Genomic DNA, 14,389 nt, shown 5'->3' on the forward strand with positions numbered 1-14,389 from the left:
GTCTGGCAGGCATGGGAGCAGGTGCGGGCCAAACGGGGTGCTGCCGGTGTCGACAGCGTCGTGCTGGGGGAGTTCGAGGAGGGGTTGAAGGACAACCTCTACAAGATCTGGAACCGGATGTCCTCGGGTCCTATTTTCCCGACCCGGTGGCGGGCAGCAGCGGTTCGAGCACGCGCCACTGCTTGTCGGTGAGGTCTTTGCGTCCTCCGATCGATACCCTGGCCACCGAGGTCTCCGTGTAGACGGTCTTCTTGGTCGTTGATCCATCTACCGGAGACCTCACTTATGCGCAGACCCGACATGCCGGATCCAGCCGACATCCGGGGCTTCTGCGCTGCCGTGCCCAGCGCGCCGGGCTGCGCGCCCGTCGACACCATCTGGCCCTGGTGCCGGTAGCCGAGGCCGGCGACGACTCGGTTCCCGCCGTCGCCACCGGCCGCGGCGGTGCCGGTGGGCATCCGGATGCGGTGGTGGAGCGGGCGGTGGAGCGCGGGGTGCTCACCGGGGCCGAGGCTGAGCTGATCGGGGCGAGTCGGCTGGAGGAGACCTCCCTGCGCATCTTGGCTGCGCAGCAGGGGGGCGGGTACTGGGCGCTGGCCAAGCGCCGATCGCGCGCCGAGGAACGCCTGGTCCGCGCACTGGTTGATGGTGACCTCGATCCCGGCCCCGTACCCCAACGGCTCGCGGTCGCCCTCCACGAATGCCCGAGGTCAACGGGACCTCGACGTGCCCGAGCCCGCACCCCCTGCTGACAGCGGACAGCTGTGCGGTCGCCCTGCCGACCAGGGCGGCCGCACAGCTACGGGTGGGCGGCCTCGCCTCTCAGGCGGCCGGATCGGCCTCGCGCGGTCGCGACAGGGCATAGCGCAGGAGGGTCTTCAAGACGCCCCCGGCGGAGTTGCGGTCGCGGGCGTCGAAGTCGACGATCGGGATCTCCGGGTTGATCTCCAGCGCCTCGCGGATTTGATCAACGGTGTAGGGAAGCTGGTCGTCGAACCGGTTGAGCGCCACGATGTAGGGCGCGCTCTGATTCGTCTCGAAGTAGTCGATCGCCTCGAAGCAGTCGGCCAGGCGGCGGGAGTCCACGACGATGACCGCCCCGACAGCGCCACGGACGATGTCGTCCCACATGAACCAGAACCGCGCCTGTCCCGGCGTGCCGAACATGTACATGATCAGCTCTTGTTCGAGGGTGAGCCGACCGAAGTCCATGGCCACTGTGGTCGTGACCTTGTCGGGCGTGGAGGACAGGTCATCGTGCTGCTCGCTGGCCTCGGTCATCACCGCTTCGGTGGAGACCGGCGGGATTTCCGAGACGGAGGTGACCAGGGTCGTCTTTCCGGCACCGAACCCGCCGGCGACGACGACTTTGGCGGAGACGAGCGACCGCCCCGGTGCACTTGGGCTACTGGAAGAGACGTTCGAGTCCACGAAGCGCCCTTTCAAGAACTTGGTTTTCCGACGGGCTGTGGCCGGTGATGGTGGGATGGATGTAGATGAGTCCCTGATCGGCCAGATCGCTGATCAGCACCTGGGTCACGCCCAGCGGGATCTTCAACTCCGCCGAGATTTCAGCCACCGATCGGGTCTCGTGGCACATCTCGTGGATGCGTTCGGCCTCAGGGGGCAGCGTCGCGGGCACCGCGCCGTCAGCGTCGGCGACCGAGACCAGCGTCTGCACCAGCAGCGGATGGCGCGAGCGTGTCCGGCCACCGGTGAAGGTGTACGGGCGGATGCGTCCGCGTCGGCTCCTTCGGTTGCTCATGTGGATGCCCCCCTCCTCGTCCACGGAAATGCGTGCCGGCGTTCACCGACCGGCGACAGTCCGCTCACGGCGCCACGACTCCGCGGAGCTGTGAGCGCAGCTGCGGAGTAAGAACGTGCCCAGCGCTTTCGACGAGCTTGGTCATCTGGTAAGCGACGATCTTCATGTCGGCGTTCGGCGCGCTGAGAACGGCCAGGCAGGAGCCATCGCTGATCGACATGACGAACAGATGGCCGCGCTGCATACGCACGATGAGCTGCTCGCACTCGCCTTTCCCGAACATCTTGGCCCCGCCCAGCGCCAGGCTGTGCATTCCGCTGGCGATGGCGGCCAACTGCTCGGCGTTCTGCTCGGGGAAGTCGCGCGAGGAGGTCAGCAGGAGCCCGTCGGAGGAGACGACGATGGCGTGTTCGACACCGGGGACGTCATCGACGAAGTTCGAGATCAGCCAGGTGAAGTTCTCCGTGTCGGCGCTTTGGCTCAAGCGGTTATCCATTTCAGTCCAGCTTCTGCGATCGGGTGGGTGGAGGTTGTCGCGTCGATGCCGGTACAGACCCGTCAGGAGCCGTCCTCGTCGCGGGCCGCCGCCTGCTCGCCTTCAACGAAGCCGGCGAGGTCGTCGCGGATCCGCTCGGCCCTGTCGACCGACGGATCATCGGGGGCGTCGACGGGGGCATCGCTCTCCCACGGTTCGGAGAGCGGCAGCGGTGAGGTGTGGCGATGCGCGCTGCGACGTGGTAGTCCGGCGGCGGTGACCGTCGACGAATCGGAGTCCATGGCGCTGCGCTCCTCTGGCGGAGTCGGGACGGGAGCCGCCGACGCGGCCGGTCCGGGCTCGGGCGCCGGACGGCGGAGGGGCGGGGGCGCCACCGGCTGCGACGGGGGTTCGGGTGCAGGAGGCAGAGGACCGGTGGTGTTGACCAGGTCGGCGCCGAGCATCACGTGGGCGCTGATGCCGCGGAAGGCCCGTGCCTCCAGCTGTACCTCCATGCCGTGGCGGTGGGCGATGTTGCTGACCACGTACAGCCCCATATGCCGCATGACCTGCTCGTCGAGCACCGGTTCGCCGCGCAGGCGCTCGTTGAGGTCGGCGAGGTGGTCCTCGGGGATGCCGATTCCCTCGTCCTGGACCGTTAGCAGAAGCCGCCGGCCGTCGGCCATGTACTGGCCGCTGACCACCACTTGGGCGTGTTCGGGCGACTTGCCTGTCGCGTTGTCCATGAGCTCGGCGAGCAAGTGGCTCAGGTCGTCGCCGGCCGATCCCGTGACGAAGACCTGGGGCAGGCGGCCGACCTGGACCCGCTGGTAGTCCTTGATCTCGGAGATGGCGGCGCGGGCGACGTCCAGCAACGGCACGGGTTCGGCCGAGGCGTCGCCGATGTCCTGGTCGGCCAGCACCAGCAGGTTCTCGCTGTTGCGGCGCATTCGGGTGGCGAAGTTGTCGATCTTGAACAGGCGCTCCAGCAGCTCGGGGTCCTCGCTGCTGTCCTCCAGGTCCTCGACGACCTCGATGAGGGAGTCCACCAGGGCGAGGTCGCGCATCGCCAGACTGGCCAAGGTGCTGGTCACCAGCTTGACGGGGGCCTCGGCAGCGGTGGCGGGCCGAGTCGGTTCTCCGGCCGGTTCACCGAGGGCCTGCGGTTCCTGCGCTGCGGCAGGGTCGGGCGGCTGCTGCGGCCAGGCCGCCTGGGGCGGTCCCTGCTCGGGCGCCGGGGGCTGGTGCGGGTGGGAACCGACGGTCGGAGGGGGGCTCAACTGTTGGGCCAATGCCTGCTGCTGGGCTGCGAACAGCTCGTGAGCCGTCATCCCGGTGGCGCTGCGGCGTTTCCGTCCCAGTCCGAGGCGCCGCAGCATGCGTCGCCACCGTCCTTCGGGTTGCCGGGTCGGCCACCGGGGCGGCGGGGGACTGTGGTGCGTGAGCGGCGGCTGCTCCGGGGGCGGGTATCCCTGGCCGGTAGATGACGACGCCTGTGCCACTGCACACCTCCTCGTATGCGGGTAATCGGGTGAGCGGCCGCCGGTTCGCCGAGGTCCGGAGGTGAATCGCCTGGGTAGGCGTCCGACCGGTCACCCGGGTCAGCGCCGCGGGCTGTAGTTAGGCGTGTCGCAACAGCCGATCGTTCCAACGGCGGCGCATCTGGGAACGATCCGATTGTCGTCACGGCCTGGAATCCGACGAATCGGCGGACACGCTAGCACAGCAATCCAGGCCGGGCGGGACATGCGCGAACGGGAGCCATACGCAGAAAGCCGGGGGAGGCGCACGGACCCGGTTCCACCGGACCAGAATCAGACATTTAGTGCATCCAATTCAGGCGGCTCGTGCTAGGTGAAAATACACCGCCGTGGGGGTGCCGTGTCGCCTCCCGCGTCCCCCTTGCTCGCGCGACCTCGCTCGTACCATCGCCGACCACGGGAAATGTGGCCCCTGGTCGATGCGGGTTGCGATCCTCGGCCTGCCGAAACGCTCCGGCGCGTGCGCAGGATCGGACGGAACGGCCGTGTGTGATCAAGCTCATGTTCAGTGCAAATGCACGATGGGGAAAGATCACTTTCGTGCCGCTTGATCATTCTCCTCCGGATCACATCCCGAATATCCGTTTCTTTCGCTCCGCGCCGGCGGTCCGCCCTGTGCCCGTGTCTCGACCGGGCCGCTCCGGTCCACGTGGGAACCGGGTCGGCCCGTTGCGTCCACGGCGGCTCCCGTCCGCACCGCCGACCGGCGCCACCGCAGGCCGGGGCCCGCACTCCTCCCACAATCCCGGCACAGCGGGGGGATCGGGCCGCCACCGCAGGGGACGGAACAAGATCACGAACCGGTACTGTCGCTCTCGTTCATTGCCGGGTGACCGGTCGCTGTTTCCTTGTCGCCTGCGACCGGCTGACGCAGGAGGAGATATGCGCAAGATTCTGATCGTCGGCGGAGGACAGTCGGGCCTGCACCTCGCCCACGGCCTACTCACTCGCGGTTACGACGTCACGATCATGAGCGCCCAGTCCTCCGGGGAAGTGCGCCGAGCCAGCCCCTCGACCACACAGTTCAGCCTGCCCCTGGCCCTGTCGTCCGAACGCGAGCTGGGTCTGGACCTGTGGTCGGCCCAGGCGCCGCGGATTTCCGGCGCCCGTCTGGAACTCCACCCGCCCTACATGCCGCCGGCGGTGCTTTCGGGAAGCTTCGCCGCCCACGGCAACGGGTTCGGTGTGGCCGTCGACCGGCGCGTCAAAATGGCCGACTGGCTGGAGTTCTTCGAGGACCAGGGCGGCAAGGTGGTCATCCACGGCGCCACTCTCACCGATGTCGACTACTTCTCCCGGATGTACGACCTGACCATCGTCGCCGTGGGCGGCGGCGAACTGGGAGCCGTCTTCGACGTCGACCAGAGTCGGCTCGGCGGCGGCCACCAGCGCGTGATCACCCAAGTCCTGGTGGACCGCGTCGAGCCCGCCCTGACCGACTACGCCGACGTGGTCTCGGCGGCGCAGGGCCGCATTCTCATCGCCCCCGTCCTCACTGCGGACGGCCCCGCCTACTCGGTGTGTGTCATGGGCGAGCCGGGAGGGCCGTTGGACGGCTCCCACCTGCGGCCCGAGCGCGGCCGCCCCCACCCCGGCCAAGTCGCAGAATGGATCGTCGGCACCCTGGCCCGCGAGTTCCCCGACGTCGCAGCCCGCATCCAGCACGGCGCACCCCTCGACGCTACGGCCGCCCTTGTCTCCCGCGTCCGCCCGCATGTGCGCAAGCCGGTCCAACGCCTCTCCGGCGGAGCGGTCCTGGGAATGGCCGACGCCGTGGTGAGCACCGACCCCATCGGCGGGCAGGGATGGAACCTCTCCAGTCTGTGCGCTCAGGTCTACCTCCAGCGCATCGTCGAGCACGGCGATCAGACCTTCACCCCCGACTGGCAGCAGGAGACCTTCGAGGCGTTCTGGCGCAGCGGCGGCGAGTCCGCGGCCCGCCTCAGCGACCTCCTGCACCGCATGTGGGACCCCGAAGCAGCCGAGGCGATGCCGCACCTGACCGAAGTGCTGTTCGCCGCGGCCCAGCACCAGAGCGTCGCCGACCGGTTCATCGGCGACCTGGCCGACCCCCGCCGCTACGACACCTGGCTCTACGACCCAGAATCCGCATCCGCCTTCCTCAACGAAGCCGCACCCGCCTGACGACCCCTGCCTCCCACGCCCCGCCCTTCTCGGACCCGCACCACACACCTCCCCATCCCGGACCCCGGCAGTTGCTGTGCGCGCATGCGCAGAAACGAGGAGTGGTTCATGTCACCGTCCGCTGAATCCACCCCGTCCATCCCCCGCCCCGGCGACCAGTCTTCCGCCGCCCTGGAGAACCAGGCGCTGTGGAGCCGACACAACATGGTCCGCCGCTATGACCTGCTGGTCACGCACGGCACGATCCCTTGGGTGTGGCGCTGCCCGCCGAAGGCGCTCATCGACCTCTACTCCGGTGCACTGTCGCCGGGAACGGCCCACCTGGAGGTCGCCCCCGGAAGCGGCTACACCCTCGCCCACGTTCTGCCGCATGTGCCCGACGTGCAGCTCCACCTGCTCGACCTGCACACGGGGGCGCTGGAGGCCAGCGCCCAGCGTCTGGCCTCCCACGCACCCGCACTGCACCGCCAGGACGCGCTCGCCCCGTGGACGCTGGACGAAGAGTCGGTGGACTCCGTAGGTGCGAGCATGCTTGTGCACTGCCTTCCCGGTGCCCGTATCGCCGACAAGACCGCCCTGTTCGACAATGCGGTCCGCGTGCTCCGGCCCGGCGGCGTATTCGTCGGCGCCACCGTCTTGGCCCACGAAGTGCCCCAGACGCGGACCTCGCTTTTCGCGCTGCGCCGGCTGAACCGGCGCAGCGTCTTCGCCAACAGTGGGGACCGGCTCACCGACCTTGCAGCCGAGCTGCACACCCGATTCGACGTGGAGCGGCTCAGCGTCACCGGTTCCGTCGCCCAGTGGCGCGCGAGGAGGCGAGCGTGATGACAGTCGGGGAAACCAGCACAGGCGGATCCGGACACCGCCCCGCCACTGCCGACCACCGGGCCGCCATCGTGGGAATCGGATGCCGGCTACCCGGCGGCGTGCACGGTCCCGAAGCGCTCTGGGCCCTGCTGCGCAGCGGCCGAAGCGCCATCAACCCCGTTCCCCGGGAACGGTGGGCGACCATGGCGCCGCTGCTCGACGAACAGGACCGGCCAGGCCTCCCCTGGACGTCCGCCGCGCTCGACGCCGAGGACATCAGTGCCTTCGACCACGACTTCTTCGGCATCGACCCGGCCACGGCCGAAGCGATGGACCCCTTGCACCGGCTGCTGGCCGAAACCGGTATCGAGGCGCTCCAAGACGCCGGGATCACCGCCGCCGAGGCGGCCGACCGCACCGGCATCTACACCGGATCCTCTGCCATCGACGCCGTCACCAGCCGATTCGGCCCCCAGCAACGCCCCGGGCTACTGGATATCGGCGGCGGAGGCACGGGCATGCTCGCCACCCAGCTCGCCAGATTCCTGGATGCCCGGGGACCGGTGACCACCATCGACACCGCCTGCTCCTCCAGCCTGACCGCGATCCACTACGCGCGCCGCGACCTGGAGGACGGCGACATCGACGTCGCGATCGTCGCCGGCGTCAACTCGGTGGCCTCACCCGTGCTGACACGCGCCTTCGACGACGGCGGCGTCCTGTCCGACATGTGCCGCCCGTTCGACGCCAAGGCCGACGGCTACGTGCGCGGCGAAGGCGCCGTGGTGGTCGTCCTTCGGCGGCTCAACCACGCCCGCACCCTCGGCGACCGCGTCTACGCCGTCATCGCCGGCAGCGCCGTCAACAGCGACGGCCGCTCCCCCCAAGGGTTGGGCGCTCCCAGCGCCCGGGCCCAGGCCCGGCTGCTGGACGACTGCTACACCCGCGCCGGAATCGACCCGGCCTCAGTCGGGTACATCCACGCCCACGGCACCGGCACCCGTGCCGGCGACCGGATCGAGACGCAGGCGCTCGACCAGGTCTTCGCCCGTGACAGCGGAGACCCGCTGTGGGTGGGCTCCAGTAAGGGCGCCATCGGACACCAGGAAGGCGGCGCCGGGGTCGCCGGCCTCGCGGCGGCGGCTCTGGCCGTCCACCACGGACAGATCCCGCCCACCGCCGGGCACACCCGCCTTCGGCCCGCCCTGCAGCGACTGGCGATCCGAGTCCCCACCGAATCCGTGCCCTGGCCCGACCGCGGGCCCGAGCGCGTGGCGGGCGTCTCCTCGTTCGGCTTCGGCGGGAGCAACGCCCATACCGTCCTGACGAGTCCACCGGAGCATGCGCCTGCCGCCACCGACCGGGCCGGGGACGCGCAGGCGCGGATCATCCCCGTCTCAGCGCACACCCCTGAGGCACTGGCCGCCACGGCCGCCGACTGGGCGCACGCAGCAGAGACGGCCGGTTCCGACCTGCGGGGCATCGCCGCCACCGCCGGCCACCGCCGCGACCACCACCGACATCGGGCCGCGGTGGTCGCGTCCACCGCCGCCGAAGCCGGTCGCGCACTCCGGGCCCTGGCTGCGGGCGGCCCCCATCCGGGGCTGGTGGCACCCCGCACCCCGTCCGACCGGGAACCGCGGCTGGTGCTGGCCTTCGGCGGGCATGGCGCCCAGCGCCCAGCCATGGGGCGGATTCTCGCGGCGCGATCGCCGGAGTTCGCCGCCGCGCTGGCAGAAGTCGGCACATGCCTCGACGCGCACGGGGCCGACCCCTCATGGAACCCCCTCCACGGGGAACCGAGCGGCTACGCCGCCGTCCAGCAAGCCGTCTTCGCGTTCCAGGTGGCGACGGCGCGCATGCTGAAAGCCTGGGGACTGCCCCCTGACGCGGTCATCGGCCACAGCCTCGGCGAGGTCGCCGCCGCCCATGCCTCCGGCGCCCTGTCACTCGACCAGGCCGTCCGGGTCGTGGTCGCACGCTCGCGGCTACTCGAAGAGGTCGTCGACCGCGGCGCGATGCTGGCCACCGGCCTGAGCGAGTCCGAGGCGGGGGAGCGGCTGGCCGCGCATCCGGAACTGGACATCGCCGTCCGCAACGCGCCCCGGAGCACCGTCGTCTCCGGTCCCGCCTTCGCATTGGAGCGCCTGGCCTCCGAACTGGCGGCCGGCGAGGTGTGGCACCGCCTCCTGGACGACGCCCCGCCGGCCCACTCCCGGATCGTCGCCGAATCCTCTGATCGCCTCGCCGCGGCGTTGGCCGGGTTGGAGGCCGGGGCCCCCGCCGTCCCGATGGCCTCCACCGCCCGGCGCGGCACGCCGGCGCCGGTCATGGACGCCGACTACTGGGCCGCTCAGCTCCGCGACCCCGTCGACCTGCACGCCGCAGTGGCGCGCACCGCTCATGCCGGGCCCTGCCTGATCGTGGAGATCTCCCCGCACTCCACCCTGGCAACGCCGATCACCCAGACCATCGCCCGCCACGCACTTCCCGCCGCCCTCTGCGCCCCCGGCGCGTTGGAGACCGATGAGCACACCGCGCTGCTGCACGCCATCGCCGAGTGCTACACCCGCGGCCGGACCCCGGCTTGGCCCGATCCGCGCCATCCCCACGTCCCCCTGCCTCCACTGCGCTGGCACCGCTCCGCAGCCGAGCCCGCCCAACCGCCGCTGGGTCGGCAACTGTGCGGCCTCGATCCGGCCGAACGCCGCGCACGGCTGGAGAATCTCGTCCATGACCTGGTCGCCGAACTGGCACCCGTCCCGGTCGGCATCGAAGACCACGACACGGACCTGAGCGAACTGGGCCTGACCTCGCACGCCCGACTGGCCCTGCGTGCCCGCCTGGCCGGTTTGGACCCCGTCCTCGCGCAACCGGGTGCGCTGGACGTGGACCATTCGCCTACCGTCGGCGGCCTCGGGCATGCCCTCGCCGCGGTTCTGGCCCCCGCTACCGAGCCTGAATCAGGGCCCGGCACCGACCCGGGTACCCCAAGCTCGAGTCCTGCAAAGGCACGGGTCCGTTGAGGAGCCGTCCTGTCGGGGCCGCACATGGCGCCCCTGGTGCGGCCCCGATTCCGATACGCAACTGCGCCGATTGAGCGGGAGGGGCGGGGACGGACCGCTGCCGACCCCTCCCACAGTCCAGTCCCGTGCCCCGGCCCGGCCAGGAACCCCACCCGGGCCCATGTCCTTCATCGACACGGCCGCTCACAGCAGCCGCCCCGGCCGCATGAGCATCAACCACTCCGCCAACCTCGCTCGGCTGCCGGCCACGGTGGAACAGGTTGCCCACCCCAAGACTCCGTCCCAGTGCGCGGACGTCGACCAGGCAGTGGATGCGCAGCCGCCCGCGGGCCTGTCAAGGTAACGGTGTAACTATTGTTCCTGGTCAGCGGCGTGTCGCGGTCAGTCGGCCCTCGAAGGTCAGATCGAAGGCGTTCAGGGCTTTCTTCCAGCGGCCGGTCCAACGCGGTCAGCAGGACGATTGTCACGGCGAAAGCCGAGAGTGCCCACGGGTCGCCCCAGCCTGCCGATCCGGCTTGAACGAAGGCGAGGGACAAGGCGAGCAGCGCGCCGCCGAACAAGCCATGCCCGGTATGTCGATGCGCGCGGCCGATGCGGCGCGTGACTCCCGAGCCCACCGGGAGGCGGCAAAGCCGTCAGGGAGCCGACGGCGATCACGACGAACACCGACCGCCAGCCTCCCAGGTGGCTCAGTGCTCCCGCCACCAATGGGCCGAAGGCGGCCCCGGCGCCGAAGCTCGCGGCGAGCAGGCCGAACACCCGCACCCGCTGCTGCCCCGATGTGGCGTCGGCGAGCACGGCGGCCCCCGCGGAGACGACCGTACCGGAGCCCAGGCCCTGCAAGGCGCGGAGCAGATCGATGAACGATCAAGAGATGGTCAGCAAGCCTCATGGCCAGGGGCGCGATGAGGCCGGTCGGCATATCGGACTGCGGGAACCTCGATCAGGGTCGGGTCCTTGGCGGGGGGCAGGGACGGGCTCAGAGATGCAGGGTGGGCCGGTAGGTGAGTTCTTGGATGCTGCTGTCCAGGGGCCGTCGCTCGATCGGTTCGAGGTCGAACGGTACCTGGTCCAGGGAGAACGAGGTCGTGGCCAGCAGGATGAGGGTGGACAGCATCACGGCGCCGATGCTCAGCAGCGATCGCCAGGGCCTGCTGCTGTACTCCGGTCTCCAGGCGTCGCCCCATCACGTGCACGCGGGGGTTGGTTGCGCGGCTGCGCGAGCTCATCCGTTCACGGAGGCGGCTTCATGCCGGTGATCACGGTGGAGTCGAGGGACGGGGAAGTGCTGACGCGGGGGGTCAGGCCTTCGGAGGCGAGCAGGCTGGCGGCCTGGGAGGTCTGGGAGGGGTGGAGTTCGGCGAGCAGGCTGCCTCCGGGGGCCAGCCAGGCGGCGGCTTCGGGGATGAGTCTGCGGTGGAGATCCAGGCCGTCTGTTCCGCCGTCGAAGGCGGCACGAGATTCGTAGAGGCGCACATCCAGGGGGAGTCGGGCGCTCTCTTCGCTGGTGACGTAGGGCGCGTTGGTCACGATGAGGTCGACCCGTCCCCGCAGGGCGGGCGGTAGCGGGGTGAATAGGTCGCCTGCGTAGGCCCGCCCGCCGATGGGGGCGATGTTCCGGCGGGCGCAGGCCACCGCGGCCGCGTCGATGTCCGCGGCGTGTAGCTCGATGCGCCCGGCGGAGGCCAGGGCGGCCCCGACCGCACCCGCACCGCAGCACAGGTCGAGGACGACGATGTCCGCCGCGGAATCCGCCTCCGGACCCGCTTCGGTGTCCGTTCGCGCGTCCGGACGGATGCCCTCCTGGATCAGGGCGGCCGCCTGTTGCACGAGGAACTCCGTGCGGCGCCGGGGAACGAAGACGCCTGGGTCGACCTCGATTTTCACGCCGCAGAAGTCCGTCCAGCCGTTGACGTGCTGCACCCAGCCGATGCGTTGCGCCGGTCGCATGCTCACTCCCTCTCCACGCGCCCGGCGACCCGCGGCCCGCGGCGCGTCGGCGGCGGTTCGGCGCCGCGCTAGGTGACGATGACCTCGGCGTCGTGCGGGGGCACGGTGGCGTTTCGGCGCCGAGACGCCCGAGCCGGCTGCGGCGGCGTGGGGCGCATCGCGACGCCGAGGACCAGCTCGCGAAGCACCGTCTCCATTTCGAGCTGGGCGAACGCCCGTCCGAGGCAGCGGCGCGCCCCGCCGCCGAAGGGGATCCAGGTGTAGGTGCCGGGCGGCTGCTCCAGGAAGCGCTCGGGCAGGAACCGCTCGGGCTCCGGGTAGACGTCGGGGCGCCGGTGCAGCAGGGAGATGGCGGGAATCACGCGCACCCCGGCAGGGACGTCGTAGCCGGCGAAGCGCATCGACTGCCGGAGGGTCCGCGGGATGATGGAGATGACCGGCCGGAGTCTCAGCGTCTCGTACACGACCGCCTTGAGGTAGGTGTCCGAGCCGGCGCGGAGCTCCTCGGTGAGCCGGTCGAGCTTGTCCGGGTGCCGGACGAGCTCCCGCACCGCCGACACCAGCGCCGAGGCGGTGGTCTCGTGGCCCGCGACCAGCAGTGTCACGAGCTCGTCTCGCAGCTCCGAGTCGGTCATCGGCGAGCCGTCCGCGTGCTGGGCGTGCAGCAGGAGCGAGAGCACGTCAGAGCGCTCCGCGACATCGGGCTGCTGCCTGCGCCGGCGGATCTCGGCGTAGAGCAGCCCGTCGATCGCCTCCATCTCGCGGCGGAACGGCGGGAAGCGGCGGAGGCGGTCGGGCCCCAGCACGAGCAGGAACAGGGCGTGGCGCGGGTCGGCGCCGATGGTGAGCAGACGCTCTAGGTTCGCGCGCAGCGGGCTGAGACGTTCGGCCTCGGCGACGCCGAAGACCGTGTGCAGGATGTACTCCATGGTCATCGCCTGCATGCTCGCTCGGACGCGATGCGGGCGGCCGCGCGGCCAGCTGCCGATCTCGGCGGCGGCGATCTCGCGCATGAGGCCGGCGTATCCCCGGGCGCGCTCGCCGTGGAAGGAGGGCAGCAGCAGCCTGCGCTGCTCCCGGTGCTCGGCTTCGTCGAGCAGCAGCACGGAGTTCTCGCCGAGCACCGGTTTCATCGACCGGTTGCCGTCACCGGCGTGCAGTTGCTCGGGCGCCGCGGTGAAAACGCGTTTCACGTCTTCCGGTGCGCTGATGAATACGCATGTGCCCTGATGGGCGATCTGGATACGGAATATGTCGCCGAAACGTTCATGGCACTGCGAGAGCATGCGCCGCGCGTCGCTGAACCAAAGCGCGGTCTGCGCCACCCGCGGCAATTGGGGGCCGGGAGGAATCCGTTTCTTGTGGACGGTCGTTCGCACGGTTCCCATACGCCAAGTTACGCACTCGGCGACACCCTGTGTCAATCCCTCGCCGACGGGGCTGCTGTAAGTAACCGAGGGGGCGTCGGGGAAATCCGCTACTGAAGGTCACGGTTTCCTAATGGACCGGGCCGGGGGGTCGGCCGGACTCCGAGAACCGCCATTCCGAACCGGGAAGGCGCGCACGCAGCGTGCAGCGAAATCCGCCTGAAAGCGCAGCGGCGCCGGGAAGGCGACGCCCCTTCGCCGCTCCGGCGAGAGCCGGAACGCGGTGTGTGACCGGAACCGCCGTCCGGCGGCCGATGCGGCACACATCGGGGCAGCCGCCCGCCGGCCTGCCGCAGGTATGCGCGTCCGGGCCTGTGCCGGCTTCGCGCGGCGCTGACCGGAGCCCGTCGGCACCGCGAACCCGGATCGACGGCTCCCCCGCCTGCCGCCGGCCCGCTCGCGGGTGTACCGGCGCCCTCCGGGCGGCCGCCCGAAGGCCGGTTCCCCCGGCGGCGGGGACCGGGTATCCACGCGGCTCCGGCGGCGCTGCGCGGGGGCTAAGGGCCGGGGATCACCCGGGCGACCGTCTGTTCGGAGATGTGCGCGCACAATAATCGTCCCATCATCGTCCGAAACCTGCGGCCGGTGCCGTCCGACTGCTACCGCGGAGCGCCACCTCGTCGGCCGCGAACGCATCCTCCTTCGCCACGGCGCCGGCGCCCCCGTGGGCAGCGGTGGCGGCGAGCGCAGGGGGGTGCGAAGGAGCCGGTCCCGGAGCGCCGCCCGCAGGCCGCCGCAGGTGCCCCAGCGGAACCGCCTCTCCCTCGAACCACAGTTGCGGTCCACCGGCCGACCGCCCGCCGCCGCGATATCAATCGCCCTCCTTGACCGCCCTCAAGGGCCGCCCTAATCTGTGCGAAGCGCATTCCGATTCACGCCCTGATTCACGCCCTCCACCGATCCAGAAGAGCTCGGAACAGGCCTGCATGCCCACCTTCGACGAAATTGTTAAATCGGAGGAGGAATTGCGCCGGAGCGGCGTTCGTGCTGCCCCGGTACGTAAAGATGAGAGGAGCTGGGAGTGGCAGGATCCAAGCGGAATGGAAAGGTTTCCGAGCAGCTGGACTTCGACCTGAGTTCGGTCCCGGTCGACGTATTCGACCTCGCGGACCAGGGGCTCACTCTGGAAACCCTCACCGAAGGGCACGGGCTTCCGGAGAATGGCGCGTCCTCGATCTGCAATGAGCTGATGTGCGCCTGCAGCAGCCCCGCCTGCTGACGGTTCCGGTCCGGCCTGCACCGCGGCCGATGTC

13 protein-coding genes are annotated in these 14,389 nt (G+C 70.4%); 5 read left to right on the forward strand and 8 right to left on the reverse strand.

Annotation, left to right across the window (positions count from 1 at the left end):
* The first annotated feature begins 386 nt into the window (after positions 1-386).
* Positions 387-752: a hypothetical protein gene (locus LP52_RS27340; protein ID WP_157036344.1), complete on the forward strand. Its 366-nt coding sequence runs from the start codon at positions 387-389 to the stop codon at positions 750-752.
* A gap of 70 nt (positions 753-822) precedes the next feature.
* Here LP52_RS27340 and LP52_RS15575 read toward each other — a convergent pair whose 3' ends face one another.
* The 4 genes from LP52_RS15575 to LP52_RS15590 all read right to left on the reverse strand — a co-directional run bounded on the left by LP52_RS15575 (position 823) and on the right by LP52_RS15590 (position 3,619).
* Positions 823-1,431: a GTP-binding protein gene (locus LP52_RS15575; RefSeq protein ID WP_040274406.1), complete on the reverse strand. Its 609-nt coding sequence runs from the start codon at positions 1,429-1,431 to the stop codon at positions 823-825.
* Entirely contained in the window at positions 1,406-1,765 is a 360-nt protein-coding gene (locus LP52_RS15580; RefSeq protein WP_084723234.1) for a DUF742 domain-containing protein, read from the reverse strand. Before LP52_RS15580 ends, LP52_RS15575 begins: the two co-directional genes overlap by 26 nt.
* A 64-nt stretch (positions 1,766-1,829) precedes the next feature.
* A complete protein-coding gene (locus tag LP52_RS15585) occupies positions 1,830-2,261 on the reverse strand; it encodes a roadblock/LC7 domain-containing protein (protein ID WP_040274408.1) in 432 nt (143 codons plus the stop codon).
* Positions 2,262-2,323: 62 nt separating this feature from the next.
* Positions 2,324-3,619: a sensor histidine kinase gene (locus LP52_RS15590; RefSeq protein ID WP_052809892.1), complete on the reverse strand. Its 1,296-nt coding sequence runs from the start codon at positions 3,617-3,619 to the stop codon at positions 2,324-2,326.
* Between the two features lie 1,044 nt (positions 3,620-4,663).
* On the opposite strand from LP52_RS15590, the gene LP52_RS15595 reads away from it, so the two are divergent.
* The 3 genes from LP52_RS15595 (at position 4,664) to LP52_RS15605 (ending at position 9,759) form a co-directional block, all read left to right on the forward strand.
* Positions 4,664-5,926, forward strand: a complete 1,263-nt coding sequence (locus LP52_RS15595; protein ID WP_040274410.1) for a styrene monooxygenase/indole monooxygenase family protein — start codon at positions 4,664-4,666, stop codon at positions 5,924-5,926.
* 108 nt (positions 5,927-6,034) lie between these two features.
* Positions 6,035-6,751 (forward strand): class I SAM-dependent methyltransferase, encoded by a 717-nt coding sequence (locus LP52_RS15600; protein ID WP_052809893.1) that lies wholly within the window; start codon positions 6,035-6,037, stop codon positions 6,749-6,751.
* Positions 6,751-9,759 (forward strand): type I polyketide synthase, encoded by a 3,009-nt coding sequence (locus LP52_RS15605; RefSeq protein WP_157036345.1) that lies wholly within the window; start codon positions 6,751-6,753, stop codon positions 9,757-9,759. Before LP52_RS15600 ends, LP52_RS15605 begins: the two co-directional genes overlap by 1 nt.
* 414 nt (positions 9,760-10,173) lie before the next feature.
* Here the strand turns inward: LP52_RS15605 and LP52_RS28990 are convergent, their stop codons facing one another.
* The 4 genes from LP52_RS28990 to LP52_RS15620 all read right to left on the reverse strand — a co-directional run bounded on the left by LP52_RS28990 (position 10,174) and on the right by LP52_RS15620 (position 13,097).
* Positions 10,174-10,602 carry an MFS transporter gene (locus tag LP52_RS28990; protein WP_169775375.1) on the reverse strand — a complete coding sequence of 143 codons (429 nt, stop codon included), beginning with the start codon at positions 10,600-10,602 and terminating at the stop codon, positions 10,174-10,176.
* Between the two features lie 136 nt (positions 10,603-10,738).
* Positions 10,739-10,879: a hypothetical protein gene (locus LP52_RS27345; protein WP_157036346.1), complete on the reverse strand. Its 141-nt coding sequence runs from the start codon at positions 10,877-10,879 to the stop codon at positions 10,739-10,741.
* A gap of 113 nt (positions 10,880-10,992) precedes the next feature.
* Positions 10,993-11,709: a methyltransferase gene (locus LP52_RS15615; RefSeq protein WP_052809895.1), complete on the reverse strand. Its 717-nt coding sequence runs from the start codon at positions 11,707-11,709 to the stop codon at positions 10,993-10,995.
* A gap of 68 nt (positions 11,710-11,777) precedes the next feature.
* Positions 11,778-13,097 (reverse strand): cytochrome P450, encoded by a 1,320-nt coding sequence (locus LP52_RS15620; RefSeq protein ID WP_084723237.1) that lies wholly within the window; start codon positions 13,095-13,097, stop codon positions 11,778-11,780.
* Positions 13,098-14,157: 1,060 nt separating this feature from the next.
* On the opposite strand from LP52_RS15620, the gene LP52_RS15625 reads away from it, so the two are divergent.
* Entirely contained in the window at positions 14,158-14,355 is a 198-nt protein-coding gene (locus LP52_RS15625) for a thiomuracin/GE37468 family thiazolyl RiPP peptide (RefSeq protein ID WP_040274414.1), read from the forward strand.
* Positions 14,356-14,389: the final 34 nt, after the last annotated feature.

Source organism: Streptomonospora alba (assembly GCF_000826685.1).
Classification (GTDB): domain Bacteria; phylum Actinomycetota; class Actinomycetes; order Streptosporangiales; family Streptosporangiaceae; genus Streptomonospora; species Streptomonospora alba.